Annotated in this window: 20 protein-coding genes, 1 tRNA gene and 1 pseudogene; 10 read left to right on the forward strand and 12 right to left on the reverse strand. The window is 72.2% G+C overall.

All coding sequences use genetic code 11. The features are described from left to right. Positions 1–363 precede the first annotated feature (363 nt). The 5 genes from rplA to EWV39_RS01155 all read right to left on the reverse strand — a co-directional run bounded on the left by rplA (position 364) and on the right by EWV39_RS01155 (position 3,339). On the reverse strand, positions 364–1,056 hold the full coding sequence (gene rplA, locus EWV39_RS01135) for a 50S ribosomal protein L1 (protein ID WP_129656473.1): 693 nt from the start codon (positions 1,054–1,056) through the stop codon (positions 364–366). A gap of 131 nt (positions 1,057–1,187) precedes the next feature. Then, entirely contained in the window at positions 1,188–1,622 is a 435-nt protein-coding gene (rplK, locus tag EWV39_RS01140) for a 50S ribosomal protein L11 (RefSeq protein WP_129656474.1), read from the reverse strand. A gap of 277 nt (positions 1,623–1,899) precedes the next feature. Continuing rightward, positions 1,900–2,838: a transcription termination/antitermination protein NusG gene (gene nusG / locus EWV39_RS01145; RefSeq protein WP_238147959.1), complete on the reverse strand. Its 939-nt coding sequence runs from the start codon at positions 2,836–2,838 to the stop codon at positions 1,900–1,902. Positions 2,839–2,924: 86 nt separating this feature from the next. After that, on the reverse strand, positions 2,925–3,188 hold the full coding sequence (gene secE / locus EWV39_RS01150) for a preprotein translocase subunit SecE (protein ID WP_129656475.1): 264 nt from the start codon (positions 3,186–3,188) through the stop codon (positions 2,925–2,927). A 78-nt stretch (positions 3,189–3,266) separates the two neighbouring features. Next, positions 3,267–3,339, reverse strand: a tRNA-Trp gene (locus tag EWV39_RS01155). 301 nt (positions 3,340–3,640) lie between these two features. On the opposite strand from EWV39_RS01155, the gene EWV39_RS01160 reads away from it, so the two are divergent. Both EWV39_RS01160 and EWV39_RS01165 read left to right on the forward strand, forming a co-directional pair. Further along, the gene (locus EWV39_RS01160) at positions 3,641–4,852 is read left to right on the forward strand and encodes a pyridoxal phosphate-dependent aminotransferase (RefSeq protein WP_129656476.1); all 1,212 of its coding nucleotides are present in this window, start codon (positions 3,641–3,643) and stop codon (positions 4,850–4,852) included. Positions 4,853–4,958: 106 nt separating this feature from the next. Beyond that, positions 4,959–5,990 (forward strand): 6-phosphofructokinase, encoded by a 1,032-nt coding sequence (locus EWV39_RS01165; protein ID WP_129656477.1) that lies wholly within the window; start codon positions 4,959–4,961, stop codon positions 5,988–5,990. 115 nt (positions 5,991–6,105) lie between these two features. Here EWV39_RS01165 and ygfZ read toward each other — a convergent pair whose 3' ends face one another. The 3 genes from ygfZ to EWV39_RS01180 form a co-directional block, all read right to left on the reverse strand. Beyond that, positions 6,106–7,245, reverse strand: coding sequence for a CAF17-like 4Fe-4S cluster assembly/insertion protein YgfZ (gene ygfZ / locus EWV39_RS01170; RefSeq protein WP_129656478.1), 1,140 nt, complete (start codon positions 7,243–7,245; stop codon positions 6,106–6,108). Next, entirely contained in the window at positions 7,242–7,847 is a 606-nt protein-coding gene (locus EWV39_RS01175; RefSeq protein WP_129656479.1) for a heme-binding beta-barrel domain-containing protein, read from the reverse strand. Before EWV39_RS01175 ends, ygfZ begins: the two co-directional genes overlap by 4 nt. Positions 7,848–8,025: 178 nt before the next feature. Beyond that, positions 8,026–8,712, reverse strand: a complete 687-nt coding sequence (locus EWV39_RS01180) for a hypothetical protein (protein WP_238147960.1) — start codon at positions 8,710–8,712, stop codon at positions 8,026–8,028. A 250-nt stretch (positions 8,713–8,962) separates the two neighbouring features. Here EWV39_RS01180 and EWV39_RS01185 point away from each other — a divergent pair, with 250 nt between their 5' ends. From EWV39_RS01185 to EWV39_RS01215, 8 genes and pseudogenes are all read left to right on the forward strand, one after another. Then, complete coding sequence (locus EWV39_RS01185; RefSeq protein WP_129656480.1) at positions 8,963–9,637, forward strand: winged helix-turn-helix transcriptional regulator; 675 nt, start codon at positions 8,963–8,965, stop codon at positions 9,635–9,637. An 86-nt stretch (positions 9,638–9,723) separates the two neighbouring features. Next, positions 9,724–10,752: pseudogene (gene mshD, locus EWV39_RS14050) on the forward strand (mycothiol synthase); the annotation flags it as partial. A gap of 6 nt (positions 10,753–10,758) precedes the next feature. Further along, positions 10,759–13,032 (forward strand): RNA degradosome polyphosphate kinase, encoded by a 2,274-nt coding sequence (locus EWV39_RS01190; RefSeq protein ID WP_238148051.1) that lies wholly within the window; start codon positions 10,759–10,761, stop codon positions 13,030–13,032. An 84-nt stretch (positions 13,033–13,116) separates the two neighbouring features. Then, a complete protein-coding gene (locus EWV39_RS01195) occupies positions 13,117–14,061 on the forward strand; it encodes an NUDIX hydrolase (protein ID WP_129656482.1) in 945 nt (314 codons plus the stop codon). Continuing rightward, on the forward strand, positions 14,051–14,875 hold the full coding sequence (locus EWV39_RS01200; RefSeq protein ID WP_129656483.1) for a thymidylate synthase: 825 nt from the start codon (positions 14,051–14,053) through the stop codon (positions 14,873–14,875). Before EWV39_RS01195 ends, EWV39_RS01200 begins: the two co-directional genes overlap by 11 nt. Beyond that, complete coding sequence (locus EWV39_RS01205) at positions 14,872–15,564, forward strand: dihydrofolate reductase (protein ID WP_129656484.1); 693 nt, start codon at positions 14,872–14,874, stop codon at positions 15,562–15,564. Before EWV39_RS01200 ends, EWV39_RS01205 begins: the two co-directional genes overlap by 4 nt. Positions 15,565–15,647: 83 nt before the next feature. Continuing rightward, positions 15,648–16,787, forward strand: a complete 1,140-nt coding sequence (gene asd / locus EWV39_RS01210) for an aspartate-semialdehyde dehydrogenase (RefSeq protein WP_129656485.1) — start codon at positions 15,648–15,650, stop codon at positions 16,785–16,787. A gap of 10 nt (positions 16,788–16,797) precedes the next feature. After that, positions 16,798–17,241: a GntR family transcriptional regulator gene (locus EWV39_RS01215; RefSeq protein WP_129656486.1), complete on the forward strand. Its 444-nt coding sequence runs from the start codon at positions 16,798–16,800 to the stop codon at positions 17,239–17,241. Positions 17,242–17,262: 21 nt separating this feature from the next. Here EWV39_RS01215 and EWV39_RS01220 read toward each other — a convergent pair whose 3' ends face one another. The 4 genes from EWV39_RS01220 to EWV39_RS01235 form a co-directional block, all read right to left on the reverse strand. Further along, positions 17,263–18,438, reverse strand: a complete 1,176-nt coding sequence (locus EWV39_RS01220; protein ID WP_129656487.1) for a globin domain-containing protein — start codon at positions 18,436–18,438, stop codon at positions 17,263–17,265. Positions 18,439–18,627: 189 nt separating this feature from the next. After that, positions 18,628–19,101 (reverse strand): RrF2 family transcriptional regulator, encoded by a 474-nt coding sequence (locus EWV39_RS01225; RefSeq protein ID WP_129656488.1) that lies wholly within the window; start codon positions 19,099–19,101, stop codon positions 18,628–18,630. Between the two features lie 55 nt (positions 19,102–19,156). Continuing rightward, positions 19,157–19,648: a PGPGW domain-containing protein gene (locus EWV39_RS14055; protein ID WP_238147961.1), complete on the reverse strand. Its 492-nt coding sequence runs from the start codon at positions 19,646–19,648 to the stop codon at positions 19,157–19,159. A 111-nt stretch (positions 19,649–19,759) separates the two neighbouring features. After that, a complete protein-coding gene (locus tag EWV39_RS01235; protein WP_129656490.1) occupies positions 19,760–20,851 on the reverse strand; it encodes a UDP-N-acetylmuramate dehydrogenase in 1,092 nt (363 codons plus the stop codon). Positions 20,852–20,879: the final 28 nt, after the last annotated feature.

The raw sequence follows: 20,879 nt of genomic DNA on the forward strand, positions 1-20,879 counted from the left end.
AAACCTACGACCGGCGGTCTTTGGTGATTCCAGTAAACCACACGCGGCGCCCCGGGCAAAACCGCGGGAGGAGGAAGGAGATGGACGTCACCCGGGCTTCCGGGAGCGGCTTCCGCCCGGCGTCGAGGTCTCGGCATACAGAACCCGGCCCCCAGCCCGGAAGCGGGGCATTGCATCCGGCCCGCAGCCCGGATGCAATGCTCCGCCTCCGGGACGGCAGGCGCGTCGGAACGGCCTGTGCACCCCGGGCCCGCATGCGGTCCAGCGTGCTCCCTCCTACCGGGAGACGCGAAAGGGGCCCGCCGAGCGCGAACGCTCGACGGGCCCCTTCCCCCGACGCCTCCCGCGGGAGGCGCCTCGCGACTACTCGGCCGCGGCGGGGTCCACGGGGATGCCGGGGCCGAAGGTGGTGGCCACGGTGAGCCGCGAGATGTAGCGGCCCTTCGAGGAGGAGGGCTTGAGGCGGACGATCTCCTCCACGGCGGCGCGGAAGTTCTCCTCCAGCTTCTCGGCGTCGAACGAGGACTTGCCGATGATGAAGTGGAGGTTGGCGTTGCGGTCGACGCGGAAGTCGATCTTGCCGCCCTTGATGTCGCCCACGGCCTTGGTGACGTCCATGGTCACGGTGCCGGTCTTCGGGTTCGGCATGAGGTTGCGGGGGCCGAGGACCTTGCCCAGGCGGCCGACCTTGCCCATCATGTCCGGGGTGGCCACGGCGGCGTCGAAGTCGACCCAGCCGTCGGCGACCTTGGCGATGAGCTCGTCGGAGCCGACGTAGTCCGCCCCGGCCTCCTCGGCCGCGACGGCCTTCTCACCCTGGGCGAAGACGACCACGCGGGCGGTCTTGCCGGTGCCGTTGGGGAGGTTCACGGTGCCGCGAACCATCTGGTCGGCCTTGCGGGGGTCCACCGAGAGCCGCATGGCGACCTCGACGGTGGCGTCGGCCTTGGAGGAGTTGATCTCCTTCGCGAGGGCGATCGCCTCGGAGGCGCCGTACAGCCGGTTCTCGTCGATCTTGGCTGCGGCCGCCCGGTACGCTTTGCTGCGCTGTGCCATCTGCTGAATTCTCCTTGTGCAGTTGTGGTCCATCGGATCGCGCTGGATCCTGCCACGCTCCCGCGGGGTACGGGAGGCCCGCTGTCGCGCGGGACTTCATGGAAAGGGGTTGAGGTGCGAGGGGCCGGAGCCTACTCGCTGATGGTGATGCCCATCGACCGGACGGTGCCGGAGACGATCTTGGAGGCGGACTCGACGCTGTTGGCGTTGAGGTCCGGCATCTTCGTCTCGGCGATCTCGCGGATCTGATCCGGGGTGATGGAGCCGACCTTCTGGGTGTGGGGGACGCCCGAGCCCTTGGCGACGCCGGCCGCCTTCTTGATCAGCTCGGCGGCGGGCGGGGTCTTGGTGATGAAGGTGAAGGAACGGTCCTCGTAGACCGTGATCTCCACGGGCACCACGTTGCCGCGCATCGACTCGGTGGCGGCGTTGTACGCCTTGCAGAACTCCATGATGTTGACGCCGTGCTGGCCGAGCGCCGGACCCACCGGAGGCGCCGGGTTGGCGGCGCCCGCCTGGATCTGCAGCTTGATGAGGCCTGCGACCTTCTTCTTCTTGGGAGCCAATTCGCTGGTCCTTTTCGTGACGGTGCTGACCGCCGCACAGGAGCGTACGACGGCGGGTGGCCACCGTGGCGCGGTGGCCGCGCGGAGACTCGCCAAAGCTGAGCGAGCACACGCGACATCCATCATAGTCCTCCCCGGGCGCGGACCGCCACCTGAGGGGAGCAAGCTCACGCCGGCGGAAGAGCCGCGGGAGGGGATGGACGGCGGACGGCGCGCCGGTCCGCGAGGACTCGGCGCGCCGTCCGGCGAGGAGGGTCCGGGCATCCGCCCGGCCCCTCTAGATCTTGGTGACCTGGTTGAAGCTCAGGGTCACGGGGGTCTCGCGCTCGAAGAGCGAGACGAGCACGACCAGCTGCTGGGCCTCGGGCTTGATCTCGGAGATGGTCGCCGGGAGGGTCTCGAACGGACCCTCCTTGACGATCACGGACTCGCCGATCTCGAAGCCGACGTTCAGCTGCGGGGCCACGGCCTCCGGGATGGGCTCGCCGGCCTCCTTGGCCGCCTCGACCTGCTCGGCCTCGAAGACCGGGGCCAGCATGTCCACGACCTCGTCCAGGCGCAGCGGGACCGGGTTGTAGGCGTCCTGCCCCACGAAGCCGGTGACGCCCGGGGTGTGGCGGACGACGCCCCAGGACTCGTCGGTGAGGTTCATCCGGACCAGCACGTAGCCGGGGATGCGCACGCGGCGCACGGTCTTGCGCTGGGCGTTCTTGATCTCCACGACCTCCTCCATGGGGACCTGGATCTCGAAGAGGTCGTCCTCCATGTTCATGGACTGGGCCCTGGTCTGGAGGTTGGTCTTCACGCGGTTCTCGTAGCCGGCGTAGGTGTGGATGACGTACCAGTCACCCTCCTGGCGGCGCAGCTTGGAGCGGAACTCCTGGAGGGGGTCCACCTCCTCCTCGGGCTGCTCGGCCTGGGCCTCGCCCTGCTCCGCGGGCTCCTCGTCGGAGCTCTCGGGCTGCTGCTCGCCCTCCTCTGCGGGATCCTCAGCCTGCTCGGCGGACTCCACGGCCTCGGCCACGGTGTCCTCGAAGTCGGCGTCGGCACCGGCGTCGGACTCCTCGGCGTCCTCCTGAGCGGAGGAGACCAGCGCCGACTCGGTCTGCTCGAAGGCCGAGCCGCTGGCCTGCTCCGCGGCCTGGGCCTGCTCGACCTGCTCGGAGTCGTCGGAAGGCAGCTGCGCGCTGGAGTTCTCGAGTTCCTGCTCGGACACTGGGTTCCCTGCTTTCTCGTGGTACCGCCACCGGATGGTCGGCGTCTTGATCACGCGGAGATCGGTTGGATGAGGTGGTCGGGGCGCTACTGCGGTCCCGCCGTGCCGTTGCCGAAGAGCCAGAAGGCCCCCTGGCCGAACACGAAGTCGAGGCCCGAGATCAGCAGGAGCATGAAGGCCACGAAGACCAGGACGATGACCACGTAGTTGAAGAGTTCGCGGCGGGTCGGGGTGACGACCTTCTTGAGCTCGCCGATGACCTCGCGCAGGAAGGTGAAGAAGCGGCCGAAGAAGCCCTTCTCACGCGCCTCCTGCTCGCCGGCGGCTCCCGGTACTGCGGCTCTTGCCATCTGGGTTCCGCCCCTTTCCTAGACGATCGAAAGCACCTCGACTGCTGATCACGAACTGTCATCCGTGAGGGGATACTGCAGGGCAGACAGGACTCGAACCTGCAACCTGCGGTTTTGGAGACCGCTGCGCTACCAATTGCGCCACTGCCCTTCGGCGGCACGATGCCGCCGTCCCACATTCGTTCCCGAGGCGATTCAAGGCGCACTCGATCACTGGGGTGTGAGCACCGGGAACAACTGTAACGGCTCCGCGGACGGAGCGCAACGCGACGCCCCGCCCGCCGGCGCCCCGAGCCCCGACGCCCCCGCGCCCCGGAGCCGGGGACCCGGCCCCTCGCGGCCCGTCCTCCCGGCGTCCCGCCCTAGGATTCCGAGGCCCCCGCCGCCTAGGATTGTCCGAGGGGGCAGCCCCCACCGCCCTTTGTCCGCGACGCCTCAGAAGAAGAGAGACCATGACCTCCCACGAGCGCATCTCCGCCCGCATCGCCGCCATCGCCCCCTCTGCCACCCTGGCCGTGGACTCGAAGGCCAAGGCCCTCAAGGCGGCCGGGCGCCCCGTGATCGGCTTCGGCGCGGGCGAGCCCGACTTCCCCACCCCCGGCTACATCGTCGACGCCGCCCGCGAGGCCCTGGAGGACCCCGCCAACTTCCGCTACACCCCCGCCGCCGGCCTGCCCGACCTGCGCGCGGCCGTCGCCGAGAAGACCCGCAGGGACTCCGGCTGCGACGTCGAGCCCTCGCAGGTCCTGGTGACCAACGGCGGCAAGCAGGCGGTCTACGAGGCGTTCGCGACCGTCATCGACGAGGGCGACGAGGTCCTGCTGCCCGCCCCCTACTGGACCACCTACCCCGAGGCGATCCGCCTGGCCGGCGGCGTCCCGGTGGAGGTCTTCGCCGGCTCGGAGCTGGAGTACAAGGTGACCGTCGACCTGCTGGAGGAGGCCGTCACCGAGCGCACCAAGGCCCTGATCTTCGTCTCCCCCTCCAACCCCACGGGCGCGGTCTACTCCCCCGAGGAGACCGCCGCCATCGGCCGGTGGGCCGCGGAGAAGGGCATCTTCGTCATCACCGACGAGATCTACGAGCACCTGACCTACGACGGCGTCCCCTTCACCTCCATCGCGGCCGCCGCGCCCGAGCTCGGCGACCGCGTCGTGATCCTCAACGGCGTCGCCAAGACCTACGCCATGACCGGCTGGCGGGTGGGCTGGATGATCGCCGCCGACGACGTCGTCAAGGCCGCCGCGAACCTCCAGTCGCACCTGAGCTCCAACGTCAACAACATCGCCCAGCGCGCCGCGCTCGCGGCGATCTCCGGCCCGATGGACGCCGTGGAGGAGATGAAGGTCGCCTTCGACCGCCGCCGCCGCGCCATCGTCGAGGGGCTCAACGCGATCGAGGGCGTGCGCTGCCCGGTGCCCGAGGGCGCCTTCTACGCCTACCCGGACGTGACCGGCCTGCTCGGCAGCAGCGTGGCCGGGCGCCGCGTCGAGAGCTCGCAGGACCTCGCGGAGGTCATCCTCGAGGAGGCCGAGGTCGCCGTCGTGCCCGGCGAGGCCTTCGGCCCCTCGGGATACCTCCGGCTCTCCTACGCGCTGGCCGACGAGGATCTGGAGGAGGGCCTCGGCCGGATCCAGCGCCTGCTGGCTGGGGCCGAGCGCTGAGGGAAACCCTCGGGAACACACACGATCGCAACCTCCCACCGGGTAGACTGGTGATCGAAGGATCCCGCCCGACCACACACCGCGACCAAGCGAGGAGAGCGCCGAGATGAAGATCGGACTGCTGACCAGCGGGGGCGACTGCCCCGGACTCAATGCCGTGATCCGAGGCGCCGTGCTCAACGGCGTCAAGACCTACGACGACGAGTTCGTGGGCTTCCGGGACGGATGGCGCGGCGTCGTCGAGGGCGACATCATGGACCTCCCCCGCACCAAGGTGCGCGGGCTGGCCCGCACCGGCGGCACCATCCTGGGCACCTCCCGGACCAACCCCTTCGACGGCCCCCACGGCGGCCCCGAGAACATCTCGATCGTGCTGGAGCGCCACCAGGTCGACGCCATCGTGGCGATCGGCGGCGAGGGGACCCTGGCGGGCGCCAAGCGCCTCGCGGACGCGGGCCTGCCGGTGGTGGGCGTGCCCAAGACCATCGACAACGACCTCCAGGCCACCGACTACACCTTCGGCTTCGACACCGCCGTCTCCATCGCGACCGACGCCATGGACCGGCTGCGCACCACCGGCGAGTCCCACCACCGCTGCATGGTCGCCGAGGTCATGGGCCGCCACGTCGGCTGGATCGCGCTGCACTCCGGGATGTCCGCCGGCGCGCACGCCGTGCTGATCCCCGAGCAGCAGGTCCCGATGAGCCAGGTCGCCGAGTGGGTCAAGGAGGTCCACGACCGCGGCCGGGCGCCGCTGGTCGTCGTCGCCGAGGGCTTCATCCCGGAGGGCTTCGACGAGGTGCTGCACGAGAAGGGCACGGAGAAGGACGGCCGGCCGCGCCTGGGCGGGATCGGCGAGTACGTGACGGAGGAGATCGAGCGCCTCACCGGCATCGAGACCCGCAACACCACGCTGGGCCACATCCAGCGCGGCGGCGCCCCCACCGGCTTCGACCGCGTGCTGGCCACCCGCTTCGGCATGGCCGTGGTGGACATGATCCACGACAAGGAGTGGGGCCGGATGGTCGCGCTCAAGGGGACCGACGTCGTGCGGGTGGAGTTCGCGGAGGCGCTGAACAACCTCAAGTCCGTCCCGCAGGCCCGCTGGGACGAGGCGAAGGTGCTCTTCGGCCGCTGAGCCGCCCGAGGGGTACGACGACGCGGGAGGGGCGGCGTCCGGAACGACCTTCCGGACGCCGCCCCTCTGCGTTTCCCGTCGTCGGCGACGGCAGCGGAGCCGCCCGCCGCCGGGCTCAGCGGAGGAAGTCCGCCCGGTTCCGGCGGCCCACCACCTGCCCCGCCTCGGGGTCCACGATCACGGTCTGGGCCGCGGCGTACTCCACGGCGGCCGGGGCACCCTCGGCGTCGCGGGTCTCGCCCTGCTCCGAGTCGCCGCCCTCGTCGAGCACCGTCAGCGCCGCGGACGGGTCCGCCGAGCGCTTGAGGACCGCGAGCGCGATCGGCCCCGCCTCGTGGTGCTGGACGACGCTGGTCACCCGGCCCACGGTGCGCTCGCCGAGCCGCACGGCCGAGCCCCGGGCGGGGAGCGTGTGCTCGGAGCCGTCCAGGTCCAGGAAGACCAGCCGGCGCGGGGGATGGCCGAGGTTGTGCACGCGGGCCACCGTCTCCTGCCCCTTGTAGCAGCCCTTGGCCAGGTGGACGGCGGTGCGCAGCAGGTCCAGCTCGTGGGGGATGGTGCGCTCGTCCGCCTCGGTCGCGATGCGGGGCCGCCAGGCCTCCACGCGCAGGGCCTCGGCGGCCCACACGCCCGACCACCGCAGCCCCAGCTCCGGCAGCCGGTCCCGCGGCACGATCGCCTCGAACCACGCGTAGTCCTCCCCCGGGTGCGGCCCGGCGGAGTAGCCGATGCCGCCCTCGACGACGCCCGGCCACGGGTCCCGCCACACCGGGCACGCGAGGTCCTCGCCCAGCGCCTCCGTCAGGTCCCGGCTGGACCCGATGACCGCGAGCTCCTCGTCGGCCCGGGCCACCTCGACCCGCAGCATGAAGCGCATGGAGTCGAGGAACGCGGCGAGCGAATCTCCCTGGCCGGGCTCGACGATCAGCCACAGCCGGTCCTCCCCCACGATCACGTGCGGGGCGAACTCGATCCTGCCCTGCACGCTCAGCAGCAGGGTCTCGGCCGAGGCGCCGGCGGGCAGGCCGGTGATCACCTGCGAGGAGAGGGTGGTGAGCCAGGAGGCGCGATCCTCCCCCGCGATGGTCACGATCTCGTGGTGGGAGAGGTCCACGGCGGCCGGGGCCCCGCCGTCCTCGCGCACCAGGGCGCGCTGCTCGCGCACCGGGTCGCCGTAGTGGGCGGCGACGCCGGCGTCGGGCGCGGAGGCCTCCACGGCGCCGTGCAGGTCCAGCAGCGGGGAGCGGCGGCTCATCGTCCCTCCACCTTGCGCAGTCGCGCCGAGGCGTGGGTGGCCAGCTCCCGGCCGAGGGCGGACATGTCCCAGGCCCACATGAGCTCGCCGTTGACCAGCCCGTACATCCGCGAGGCCGAGGCGTACTCCTTGGATCCGGAGCTGCGCATGACGGCGTCGGTGGCCATCTGGATCCGCGGTCCCTCGATGACGCCGACGTACATCTCGCTGATGCCGCCGGGATGGTTGATGGTCGCGATCATCTCGAAGCCGCCCTCCTCGCGGCGCAGCCTCTCGACGTCCTCGGCCGAGGACATGACGGGGACGACGTCGGCGGGCAGCAGCCCCGGCCCCGGGTCGCCGTCCACGAGCTTCCGGTCCAGCTGCCAGAACCCGGTCTCGACGGAGAGGGGACGCGTCTGGTTCCCCTCCTCGTCCAGCAGGTAGGACTCGGCGCGGTACTCGAGGTAGGGGAGGCCGTTCTGGGAGAAGGAGACGATCTGGCCGAACTGGCGCTCCTCGTCCTCGCCGTAGCCGAGCACGCCCACGCCCTCCCACTCGCCGAGCAGCCAGGCGAAGGGGACGAGTTCGGGAGTCAGGTTCGAGGGGATTTCAATAGGCATGCCCCCATCTTAAACGCGCAGGGCCCGGGCATCCATGCCCGGGCCCTCGCGTACGTCGTGAGCTTAGCGCTGGCCCTTGAACAGCCGCGCGATCACCAGGGCCGCGCACCCGGCGATGGACAGGCTGGCGACGCCCAGCAGGGTCAGGTAGAAGATTTCCAGAGCGATGATCATGCCCTTAACCTAACACGGCCAGGAGGAAGAACGTCCCCGCGTAGCCGAGGGTGCCGAAGAACGCCACGGGGGTCACCCCGAGGGTGATCGCGCCGCGGCGGGGGCCGTCCCGCGGGCCCGCCCAGATCATCCGCCCGCCCACCAGGCCGATGCAAGCCGCGATGACGACGCCGGTGCCCCACACCACGGCGTCGGCGCTGGTCTCCGAGTGCACGGTGGCCATGCCGATCCATCCCGAGGAGCTCACCGCGGCGAGGACCCCGGCGGCCGCGGAGATGACCGACTCCAGCCGCCCGCGCGCCCCCTCGCCGCGCACCAGCTCCACGATGAAGCACAGCAGCACCCCGACGGCGACCACCGCCGGCAGCAGGTACAGCAGCTCCTCGATCGAGAAGAGGTAGACCACGAGGCAGCTGAGCAGCCCGCACCCGGCGATGAGGGCGCTGTGGGAGAGCAGCCGCTTGCGCCCCCGCATCGCGGCGACGCCCGTCGCGGCCGGCCACCCCCACGCGATGGTGAGGACCATGGCGACCGTGACGAGCAGCGAGACCGTCGGCGAGAGCACGGCCCCGGTCAGGGCCAGCACGAGCGCGACGACGGCCGCGCCCGCCACGAGCGCGTAGCGCCCCCTGCCGTGGGTCCCGGCGCGAGCACCCGCGCCGCCCCCCTCCTGCGCTGGACTGGCTTCCATGTTCCTCCGTGCGATCTGCGGGCCCCGCCGGCACCCGCGCTGGGGCGGCCCTCGGGCCCCGGGCCTGACCTGGCCAGTCTAACCGGGGCGGGGCCCCGGGTCCGGGCCGGCCCCACGGCGTGCCCCGATCTCCGCGGCGGCGGGTGCGCCACGCCATATACTGACCTTCAGGCACCGGCGCCGCACGAATCGCACGCGCCCGATCGCCCCTCACCGGCCCGGGCGGCACGCCACATCCCGGAGGTACTACGTGGTCCACATCCTGATGCTCAGCGACACCGCCGGCGAGGCCGCCGAGGTGCTGCCGTCGCTGGAGCTGCTGACGCACCGGACCAGCACGCGGCCGACCGGCGCGGGAGCCGCCGCGCTGGCGGAGACGGGGGCCGAGGTCGTCCTCATCGACGCTCGCCAGGCGCTCGTGACCGCCAAGAACACCGCCCAGCTGCTGCGCGCGGCGGGGGCCCAGGCGCCCGTGCTGGCGGTGATGGGAGAGGGAGGGCTGGCGGCGGTCTCCGCCAACTGGTCCATCGACGACTTCGTCCTGGCGGCCGCGGGCCCCGCCGAGCTCGACGCGCGCCTGCGCTTCGCCGGTGAGCGCACCGAGGAGGAGCCCGTCCGGGAGACGGTGATCCGCTCCGGGGCCGTGACCATCGACGAGGCCTCCTACGTCGCCCGGGTCAACGGGCAGCCGCTGAACCTGACCTTCAAGGAGTTCGAGCTGCTGAAGTTCCTGGCCCAGAACTCCGGCCGGGTCTTCACCCGCGTCCAGCTGCTCTCCGAGGTGTGGGGGTACGACTACTACGGCGGCACCCGAACCGTGGACGTGCACATCAGGCGGCTGCGGGCCAAGCTCGGCAACGACCACGAGCAGCTGATCACCACGGTGCGCAACGTCGGCTACAGCTTCGCCGCCGGCTCCTCCTGAGCGAGGGCCTCCGAGGTGCGGATTGTTAGAGTATGGAGAGGCTCGTGGGGCACTTCCGGCCCCTGCCTTCGCGAGAGGAGACGGACATGACGGTGGAGCAGGCGCAGCACGGATCCTCGACCAGCTTCCACGTGGAGGGGTCCCGCCCGACCCCCGGCCTCGTGGAGCGCGTGGAGCGGATCGCTCAGGCCGCCCAGGCGCACGACGGCGCGGCCCCGCTCTCGGAGCAGAGCCTCGTGGAGCTGCGCCGGGCCGCCGGCGAGGAGGGGACCGGGCTGCTGCTGGTGACCGCCTGCGAGGAGGGCGAGCTCGTGGCCGCCGCGGTGGCGACCCCGCCGGTGTCCGAGGACGCCACGGGGACGCTCGAGGCCGTCGTCGCCCCCGAGGCCCGGGGACGCGGGGTCGGGCGGGCGCTGCTCGGCTACGCCCTGGGCGAGCGGGGGCTGGGCTCGGAGCTGCGCCGCTACCGGGCGTGGGTGCACGGCACCGGCGTCGTTGGGGACAATGCGGAGTACTCCGCGCCGCTCGCCGCCGTCGCGCTGGCCCGGGACTTCCGCTTCACCTCGGTCCGCGAGCTGTGGAAGATGCGGCTCGAGCTCACCGACCAGGCCCGCGAGGAGATCTCCCGCCAGGCGGCCCGGCACGCCCCCAGCGGCCCCGTGCACCTGCGCACCTTCCAGGACGCCGACGCCGAGGCCTGGCTCACCCTGAACGCCGAGGCCTTCGCGGACCACCCCGAGCAGGGGCAGCTGTCCCTGGAGGACCTGAAGGCCCGCCGCGAGGAGAGCTGGTTCCGCCCCGAGGGCTTCTTCCTGGCCGAGTCCGAGCGGGACGCCACCGGCAGGCCCGCCCTGCTGGGCTTCCACTGGACCAAGATCGAGGCCGACCAGCCCGCCGGGGAGCGCGAGGGCGAGGTCTACGCCGTCGGGGTCTCCCCCGACGCCCAGGGCACCGGGCTCGGCCGGGCGCTGACGCTCACGGGGATGGACTACCTCGCCTCCCTCGGCCTCGACGGCTCGGAGGAGCCGCTGAAGGCCATCGTGCTCTACGTGGACTCGGACAACTCCGCCGCGGTGGGCCTGTACCGCTCCCTCGGCTTCAAGCCCTGGGACATCGACACCATGTACGCGCCCGAGGGTGAGGACGGTGCCGCGGGCGGGGCGGAGCGCTCCCGGCAGCAGCACAACCTGACCCAGCCGGCCACCTCGACCAGCATCGGCAAGATCGAGCGGGCCGAGACCCGCGGTGACCGCATCGAGGCCCCGGAGAAGGTCCAGGCGCCCCTGCTGCAGGGCGATTTCGGCCCCGAGCGGTTCCTGGACCGGGAGTCCTCCTGGCTGGACTTCAACACCCGCGTCCTCGAGCTGGCCGAGGACCCCGCCCAGTACCTGCTGGAGCGCCTGAACTTCCTCTCGATCGTGGCCTCCAACCTCGACGAGTTCTTCATGGTGCGGGTGGCCGGGCTCAAGCGGCGCATCGCCACCGGCATCGCCGTCCCCTCCGCCTCCGGCCTGACGCCGGAGGAGCAGATGGACCTCATCAGCGCCTCGGCCCACCGGCTGCAGGAGCGCCACGCCCGCGTCTTCCACGAGATGCTCCGGCCCGACCTGGCCGAGGAGGGCCTGAGGATCGTCGAGTGGGACGACCTGGATGCCGAGGCCCGGGAGCGGCTCTCCGAGCAGTTCACCCGGGAGCTCTTCCCGGTGCTGACCCCGCTCGCGGTGGATCCGGCGCACCCGTTCCCCTACATCTCGGGGCTCTCCCTGAACCTCGCCGTGATCGTCCGCAACCCCCAGTCCGGCAAGGAGCTCTTCGCCCGCATCAAGGTCCCGGACCAGCTGGACCGGATGGTCTCGGTGGACGGCCAGCGCGCCGCCAACTCCCCCGCCCGCACGGCCCGGTTCATTCCGCTCGAGGAGATCATCTCCCAGCACCTGAACCTGCTGTTCCCGGGCATGGAGGTGGTGGAGCACCACGTCTTCCGGGTCACCCGCAACGAGGACCTGGAGGTGGAGGAGGACGACGCCGAGAACCTCCTCCAGGCGCTGGAGAAGGAGCTGCTGCGCCGCCGCTTCGGCCCGCCGGTCCGCCTCGAGGTCGAGGACTCCATCAACCCGGCGATCCTGGACCTGTTGGTCTCCGAGCTGCGCATCCACGAGGACGAGGTCTACCGGCTCCCCGCCCCGCTGGATCTGCGCGGCCTGTCCAACATCGTCCGGGCCAACCGGCCGCGGCTGCACTTCCCCAAGTTCGTCGCGCACACCTCCCGCTTCCTGAATTCCGCGGAGACCGCCAACGCCGCCGACGTCTTCGGCGCCACCCGGGAGCGCGACGTCCTGCTCCACCACCCCTACGACTCCTTCGCGACCAGCGTGCTGGCCTTCCTCGAGCAGGCGGCGGCCGACCCCTCGGTGCAGGCCATCAAGCAGACGCTCTACCGCACCTCGGGGGACTCCCCCATCGTGGACGCCCTCATCGAGGCCGCCGAGTCGGGCAAGCAGGTGCTCGCCGTCGTCGAGATCAAGGCCCGCTTCGACGAGCAGGCCAACATCTCCTGGGCGCGCAAGCTCGAGCAGGCCGGGGTGCACGTGGTCTACGGGATCGTCGGGCTGAAGACCCACTGCAAGATCTCCCTGGTCGTCCGGCGCGAGGCCGACGGGCTGCGGCGCTACTGCCACATCGGCACCGGCAACTACCACCCCTCCACCGCCCGGTTCTACGAGGACCTCGGCCTGCTGACCTGCGATCCCGGCATCGCCGAGGACGTCACCCGGCTGTTCAACCAGCTCTCCGGCTACGCGCCGAAGACCTCCTACGAGTCCCTGCTGGTGGCGCCCCGCTCGCTGCGCTCGGGGCTGATCGGGCGGATCAACCGCGAGATCGCCCACCAGCGCGCCGGGATGGTCGCCCGCGTGCAGATCAAGTGCAACTCGATGGTGGACGAGGCGGTGATCGACTCCCTGTACCGCGCCTCGCAGGCGGGGGTGGAGGTCAACGTGGTCGTCCGCGGCATCTGCGCGCTGCGTCCCGGGGTCCCCGGCCTCTCCGAGAACATCACGGTCCGCTCCGTGCTGGGCCGGTTCCTGGAGCACTCGCGGGTCTTCACCTTCGAGAACGGCGGGAAGCCGGTGGCCTTCATCGGCTCGGCGGACATGATGCACCGCAACCTGGACCGCCGGGTCGAGGCGCTGGTGCGGATCAAGGACCCCGTGCACGTGGAGTACCTGCTGAACATGTTCGACGTCTACGTCTCCGACGAGTCCTCCAACTGGCACCTGAGCGGCGACGGCGAGTGGACGCGGCACTCCCGGGCCGCGGACGGCTCGCGGCTGCGCGACGTCCAGTCCCACTACCTGGCCTCCCGGGCCGAGACCAGCTCCTCCTCGCGCTCCTGAGGCCCCGCAGGGCGCGCAGCCGTCCGCCGCGGGGCCTCGCCGCCCCTCCCCTCGTCCCTCTCCGCCCCGAAGGAACCCACGCCTATGTCCCATTCACCCGACGCCCGGCCGCCGATCGTGGCCGCGGGCGCGATCTGCTGGCGCGAGCGCGACGGCGGGTTCGAGGTGCTGATCATCCACCGCCCCAAGTACGACGACTGGTCCTGGCCCAAGGGCAAGCAGGACCGGGGCGAGTCCATCCCGGAGACCGCGGTGCGCGAGCTCGGCGAGGAGGTGGGGCTCGAGGTCACCCTCGGCCCGCCCCTGGCCACCACCACGTACACGGTCTCGAAGCGCCGCAAGGACGTGTACTACTGGGCGGCCCAGACCGACCCGGCGGCGCACGCCGAGCCCGACGACGGCGAGGTGGACCGCCTCGAGTGGGTCTCGCCCGCCAAGGCCCGCAAGATGCTCACCAACCCCACCGACACCGCACCGCTGGACCGCCTCCTGGAGCTGCGGGAGGCCAAGGACCTGAAGACCCGGCAGATCGTCGTCGTGCGGCATGCGAAGGCCAAGCCGCGCTCCTCGTGGTCCCGCGCCGAGGGGGAGCGTCCCCTGGCCGCGACGGGCAGGCGGCAGGCCGTCGCCGTCGGGAACCTGCTGGCCTGCTGGCGGCCCGCGCGTGTCATCTCCAGCCCGTGGATGCGGTGCATGCAGACCGTCGCGGGCTACGCCCAGCGCTTCTCCGTCCCGGTGAAGGAGAAGAACCGGCTCACGGAGGCCGCGCACAGCCGCAAGCCGGAGAAGGTCACCCGGCTGGTCCACACGCTCTTCGACTCGAGCCAGTCGGTGGTGCTGTGCACCCACCGTCCCGTGCTCCCCACCGTCCTGGAGGCCCTGGGGAAGCACTGCCCCAAGCAGCTGCGCTCGCAGCTGCCGGCCAAGGACCCGTACCTGACGCCGGGCGAGATGATCGTCCTGAACGTCAGCCTCAGGCACCGCGACCGCGTCATCTCGATAGAACAGGTCAAGCCCTTTGACGACTGAACCCGTCCCCACCCCCTACGAGGACCTCCTGCGCGACATCCTGGCCACCGGCCACCGGCGCACCGACCGGACCGGCACCGGCACGCTCGGCGTGTTCGGGCGCCAGATGCGCTTCGACCTCTCCTCCTCGTTCCCCCTGCTCACGACCAAGCGCGTGCACTTCAAGTCGGTCGCGATCGAGCTGCTGTGGTTCCTGCGCGGCGGCTCGAACGTGCGCTGGCTGCAGGAGCGCGGCGTCACCATCTGGGACGAGTGGGCGGACGAGAACGGTGACCTGGGGCCCGTCTACGGCGTGCAGTGGCGCTCCTGGCCCCGGCCCGAGGGCGGCAGCATCGACCAGCTCGCGCGCGTCATCGACTCGCTGCGCCGGCGCCCCGACTCCCGCCGGCACATCGTGACCGCCTGGAACCCGGCGGAGGTCGACCAGATGGCGCTCCCGCCGTGCCACGCGCTGTTCCAGTTCCACGTCGAGCCCGTGCAGGACAGTCCCGACCGGCTCTCCTGCCAGCTCTACCAGCGCTCGGCGGACATGTTCCTGGGAGTGCCGTTCAACATCGCCTCCTACGCCCTGCTGACCCGGCTGGTCGCGGACCAGGTGGGGATGGCCCCCGGCGAGTTCGTGTGGACCGGCGGGGACTGCCACATCTACGAGAACCACATGGACCAGGTGCGGCTGCAGCTCAGCCGCGAGCCCCGCCCCTACCCCGAGCTGCGCATCGGGCACCGCGAGTCCATCGACGCCTACGAGTACGAGGACTTCGAGGTCCTCGGCTACGACCCGCACCCCACGATCAAGGCGCCGATCGCCGTATGAGCGACGCCGTGGGGAAGGGGACGCCGGCGGGCGGGGCGGCCGGCCCCGGCCCGGAGAGGGACGACGCCGCGCAGGCCGGGACGGACGCCGGTGCGGCGGGCCCCGCCGGCCCCGAGCTCGCCGCGGTCTGGGCCGAGGCCCGCGGCCGCGTCATCGGCGCGCGGGGCTCGATGCCGTGGCACGTGCCGGAGGACATGGCGTTCTTCCGCCGGGCGACCACCGGCTTCCCCGTGATCATGGGGCGCTCCACCTGGGAGTCCTTCCCGGAGCGGTTCCGGCCGCTGCCGGGCCGCGCCAACATCGTGCTCAGCCGCCGCGCCCCGCGGGAGGGAGAGGAGCGCGACGGCGCCCGGTGGGTCCCGGACCTCGAGCGCGCCCTGACGCTGGCGGCCCGCGCCCCCGGCGGGGAGGAGCGGATCTGGATCATCGGCGGGGCGAGCCTGTACGATCGCGTCCTCGACGCCGCCGGCCTGCCCGAGGTCCTCGGCGGCAGGCTCTCCCGCGTCCTGGTCACCCGCCTGGACGTCGAGGTGCCCGGGGACCGCCGGGCGCCCGCGCTGGGCCCGGAGTGGACCGAGGAGACGCTCGGCCAGGGCGTGGACGAGCGGGCCCGGGTCGCCGGCCCCGACGGCGCCCTGGCTCCCCGCCCCGTCCCCTACCGCTTCCTGGAGCGGCGCCGGGCGGGCTGAGCCGCCCGCGGCGGGACGGCGTCGTGCTCCGCCCCTGCGACGCGGACTCGGCCGTCCGCCTCTCGACCGGTAGACTGTGCCCCATGACTTTCAGCCGTTCAGATGCAGTGGGTTTTGTCGGGTGGCGCGGCATGGTGGGCTCCGTGCTCATGAAGCGCCTCGAAGAGGAGGGCGACTTCTCCGGGATCGCCCCCGTGTTCTTCTCCACCTCCAACGCCGGCGGCGAGGCACCGCGCTTCGCGGGCGCCTCCGAGACCGGGACGCTGCAGGACGCCCACGACATCGACGCCCTCGCCGAGCTGCCGATCATCGTGACCACGCAGGGCGGCGACTACACCAAGGCCGTGCACCCCGAGCTGCGCCGCCGCGGCTGGGACGGCCTCTGGATCGACGCCGCCTCGACCCTGCGCCAGTCCGAGGACGCCCTGATCGTGCTGGACCCCGTCAACCGCGACGTCATCGACCGCGGACTCGAGTCGGGGATCCGGGACTTCGTCGGCGGCAACTGCACCGTCTCCTGCCTGCTGATGGGCCTGGGCGGGCTGTTCCGCCGCGGGCTCGTCGAGTGGACCACGGCCATGACCTACCAGGCCGCCTCCGGCGGCGGGGCCCGGCACATGCGCGAGGTCCTCAAGGGGTTCAGGGACATCTCCGGCGGCGTCGCCGCGGAGCTGGAGGACCCGGCCTCGGCCATCCTGGAGGTGGACCGCAAGGTGCTGGAGAAGCAGCGCTCCGACGAGCTGGACACCGAGCAGTTCGAGGTGCCCCTGGCAGGCTCCCTGATCCCCTGGATCGACTCCGACCTCGGCAACGGCCAGTCCCGCGAGGAATGGAAGGCCGACGCCGAGACCAACAAGATCCTCGGCCTCTCCGGCTCCGACCGGGTGATCATGGACGGGCTGTGCGTGCGCATCGCGACCATGCGCTCGCACGCGCAGGCGCTGACCATGAAGCTCACCGAGGACCTGCCGGTCGAGGAGATCGAGCGGATCATCGCGGAGGACAACGAGTGGGCCGCCGTGGTGCCCAACACCAAGGAGGCCACCGCGCGGGACCTGACCCCCGTGGCGGCCTCGGGGACCCTGCAGATCCCGGTGGGCCGGATCCGCAAGCTCGCGATGGGCCCGGAGTACATCTCGGCCTTCACCGTGGGCGACCAGCTGCTGTGGGGCGCCGCCGAGCCGGTGCGCCGCATGCTCAAGATCGCGACCGGAACCCTCTAGGGCGCCCGCCGTGACCGGTCCGGACCCCCGTCCGCTTCCCCTCGACCTCGGCGACGAGGAGGCGGCGCGGGGGTTCTTCGCCGTCGAGCAGGGCTCGGACGTGCCGCCCTACTCGCAGCTGCGCCGCCGGGTGATCGACGCCCGCGCCCGCGGCACGCTCGCGCCCGGCACCCGGCTGCCGCCCGTGCGCCGGCTGGCGAGCTGGCTGGACCTGGCCCCCAACACCGTCGCGAAGGCCTACCGAGAGCTCGAGGCGGCCGGCGTGATCGAGACCCGGGGGCGCTCCGGCAGCTTCGTCCGGGCCGCCTCCGACGCCGAGGAGCGCGCGCTGACGCTGACCCGCGACTACCTCGCGGCGCTGCGCGACCTCGGCCTCACCGCCCGGGAGGGCCGCTCCCTGCTGGACCGCGTCCTCGAGGAGCGCCCGCTCGCCCCGGAGGAGGAGGGCGCCTGACCCCGGCCCCGCGGGCGCGGCTCAGCTCCGCGGGAGCCACTCGTCGGGGCCGAAGACCTCGTAGCGGATGGCGGTGGCCGCCACGCCGGCGTCGATCAGCTGCGACCGGACGCCCTGCATGAAGGGCAGCGGCCCGCAGAGGAAGGCGCTCGCCTCGGCGGGCACCTCCAGCAGGCCCACGTCCGCCCGGCCCCGGTAGGTGCCCTCGTCGGTCTCCTCCGTGAAGGACAGCAGCCGGCCGTTCGCCAGCGAGCGCACGCCCGCGGCCAGCTCCTCGCGCAGGGGCCAGGCGTCCCGGGAGCGCACCGCCGCGACGACCACGACCTCCCGCTCGCTCCCCCGGCGCGCCAGCTCGTCGACGAGGGAGACCACCGGCGTCAGCCCGATGCCGGCGCCGAAGAGGTACAGCGGCTCCTCTCCCCCGTCCGCCACGACGTCGAGCGTGAGGTCGCCGTAGGGGTTGGACAGCTCCACGACGTCGCCCTCCCGCAGCCGCGCGTGGATGATCGGCGTCATCTCCCCCTCCGGATCGCGCCGGACCGAGACCCGCCGCTGCCCCGGCCCGGCGGGCAGGAGGGTGAACTGCCGCGGCTGCAGCAGGCCGTCCTGCGCGCGGGCGAAGAGGGAGACGTACTGCCCGGCCAGCGCGGGCGTCATCGGGGTCTCGTCGGCCGGCTCGAAGGTGAGCACGACGACGTCCTCCCCCGTCTCCTCCCGGCGGACGAGCCGGAAGGGCGAACGCACCTCGTCGTTGGCCTGCCGGGCGTAGAGGTCCTTCTCGAGCGAGATCAGGGCGTCGGCCATGAGCCAGTACACCTCGGTCCAGGCGTCCACGATCTCCGGCGTCGCCGCCTCGCCCAGGTCGGCGGCGATCGCGCCGAACAGGTAGCGGTAGACGGTGGGGTACTCCCCCTCATCCAGCCCGAGCGAGGCGTGCTTGTGGGCGATGCGCGAGAGCATCTTCTCCGGGTAGGCGTCCGGGTTCTCGACGAGCCACTGGGCGAAGAGGGTGATGGAGCCGGCGAGCGCCCGCGGCTGCGAGCCCTCCAGCTGGGAGGAGCGGGAGAACATCCCGTCCATCAGGTCGGGGCGCGCCTGGAACATCTCCCGGTAGAAGACGGGGGTGATGTGGGGTATCCGCTCGGCGATGACGGGAAGGGTGGCCTCGATGAGGGGACGGGACTTGGCAGACAGCATGGGATGCCTCCGGCGGTCGGGATCTGTGTGCCCCTTAAAACTAGCATTTTGAATACCAATTATTGAATCGGGGGATCCCGGGGCCGCATCGGTGAGGGTCGCGCCGTTCCGTCAGTGCTCGCCGCGGGCCTGAGGGGCCCGCTTCCGGTGGACGCGGGGGCCGCGCACGGCCAGGAGGGTGAGGCCCCGTCAGGGAAGCTGCGGCGTGGTCTCGCCCTGGGAGACGGTGAGGCCCAGGCTGAGCATCACGGGGCCCATCTGCCGCGCGTGCGGCAGGTCCGAGACCACGATGTCGTCCAGCGCCGCGTAGAAGGCCTCCCTGGCCTTCCCCAGCGCGGCTCGCAGCCGGCACGAGGAGTCGAGCGGGCAGGCGCCGTCCGCGGCCTCGCACTCGACCATCGGTTGGTCCCCCTCGAGCTCCCTCAGCAGGCGTCCCACGGTCTCCCGGCCGCCGGCGGGGGTGATGGCGACGCCGCCCGAGCGGCCCCGCGCGGCGTCGACGAGCCCCAGCGACCTCAGCCGCGCCACGGCCTTGGTCACGTGGTGGTACGGGGAGTCGATGGCCTCGGCGATCTGCTGGGTGGTCAGCCGGCTGCCGCTCTCGACGCCGACGAGCAGCATCATGGTCCTCAGGCTCACGTCGGAGAACGCGGTGAGACGCACGGGCCTGCCCTCTCTTCCCTTCGAGTTTCCGTCCGCCCCGGCGGGCGTCGGCCCGTCAGGAGTGGCTCATGATCCGCCCGGTCCGCGGCAGGACCAGGGGGTGCGCACCGCGCCGGCGATGCGGTGCGCAGCTGTGCCGCCTGTGCATCCGGGCCATGAGGAGGTCGTGCCGCTGGCGGCGGGCGACCCGGGCCCCCGCCCGCTCCGCGCGGACCCTCTCCGTCCGCTCGCGGCGCTGCTCCCGGCGCCGCCGGTACGCGCGCCACACGGCCACGACCTTGCCCTTGGCCCACTGGTTGAACCGATGGACCAGCGGGTACTCCGTGGCCAGGACCCCGAGCCCGAGGAAGATCGCGAGCCAGCCCGGCCCCGGCGTCACCAGCATGACGACGCCGGCCAGCGCGATCGCTCCTCCGACCAGCGTCACGAGCCCCTTGTAGACCAGCCGCAGCACGGGGTGCCGGTGCGTGAACGCCTTGAACCGTCCCAGCAGGTGGTGCAGGCGCCCTTCGCGCTGCCCCTGTTCGATCTCGGCCTCTAGGCTCACCGGCACCTCCTGGCGCGCTCGGGTGACAAACGTGCTCCCCAGTCTAGGTGCTGGCGGCCCTCCGGTATATGGTACGCCCCACGGAACGGCCGATGCGCAGGAAACTGCCAGCTACAGCTCGACGCCGAGCAGCACCGGCTCGGCCTCCAGCCGCACGCCGAAGGCCTCCTGCACGCCGTCGCGCACCGTCCGGGCGATCGCGAGCACGTCCCCCGCGCTCGCGCCCCCGCGGTTGGTCACGGCGAGGGTGTGCTTGGTCGAGAGCGAGGAGCGCCCGCCCGCGATCCCCGCCGCCTCGCCGTCGAGCCCGAAGCCCCTGGTGAAACCCGCGTGCTGGATCAGCCAGGCGGCGGAGAGCTTGATCCTGGAGGCGTCGACCTCGCCGGCCGGGTCCAGGACGGGATAGCGGGGGGCGTCGTCGGGAACCGCCCCGGCCTCCCCCGCCGGGACGATGGGGTTGGTGAAGAACGAGCCGGTGCTGAAGGTGTCCCGGTCCCCGGCGTCCAGAACCATCCCCTTGCCGGCCCGCAGGCCGAGGACCGCGCGCCGCACCTCGGCCGCCGGGGCGCTCTCGCCGACCTCGACCCCCAGGACGCGGGCCAGCTCGGCGTAGCGGATCGGCGCCGAGGCGGCGCTGCGCGGCAGCGCGAACTCGACCTCGAGCACGACGTAGCGGGGCGAGTGCCCCATGGTCTCGCGCTTCAGGCGCGAGTCCCGGTAGGAGAAGGCCAGCTCGTCCCGGCTCAGCTCGAGCCGCCGGCGCTCCCGCCGGTCGTAGACGAACGCGCGGGTCAGCAGCTGGGAGATCTCGGTGCCGTACGCGCCGACGTTCTGCACCGGCGTCGCACCCGTGGTGCCGGGGATGCCGGAGAGCGTCTCGAGCCCGGAGAGCCCGGAGTCGACGGCGCGGGCCACCAGCTCGTCCCACGGCTCGCCCGCCGCGGCCCGCAGCAGCACGCCCTCGCTCCCGGCGCGCTCGGAGATCTCGACGCCGCGGGTCCGCACGTGCACCACGGTCCCGGCGAAGCCCGCGTCGCCGATCAGCAGGTTGGAGCCGCCGCCGAGCACCAGGAGGGGCTCTCCCGCGGCGTCGGCGCGGGCGACGGCGTCCACGAGCCGTTCGGTGCTCGTCGCGGCTGCGTAGGAGGCGGCGGGTCCGCCCACGCCGAGAGTGGTCAGGTCGCTCAGGAGGGTCTCAGTCACGGCATCCAGTCTAGCCGGAGGGCGCACC

The organism is Rothia halotolerans (assembly GCF_004136635.1).
GTDB lineage: Bacteria > Actinomycetota > Actinomycetes > Actinomycetales > Micrococcaceae > Rothia > Rothia halotolerans.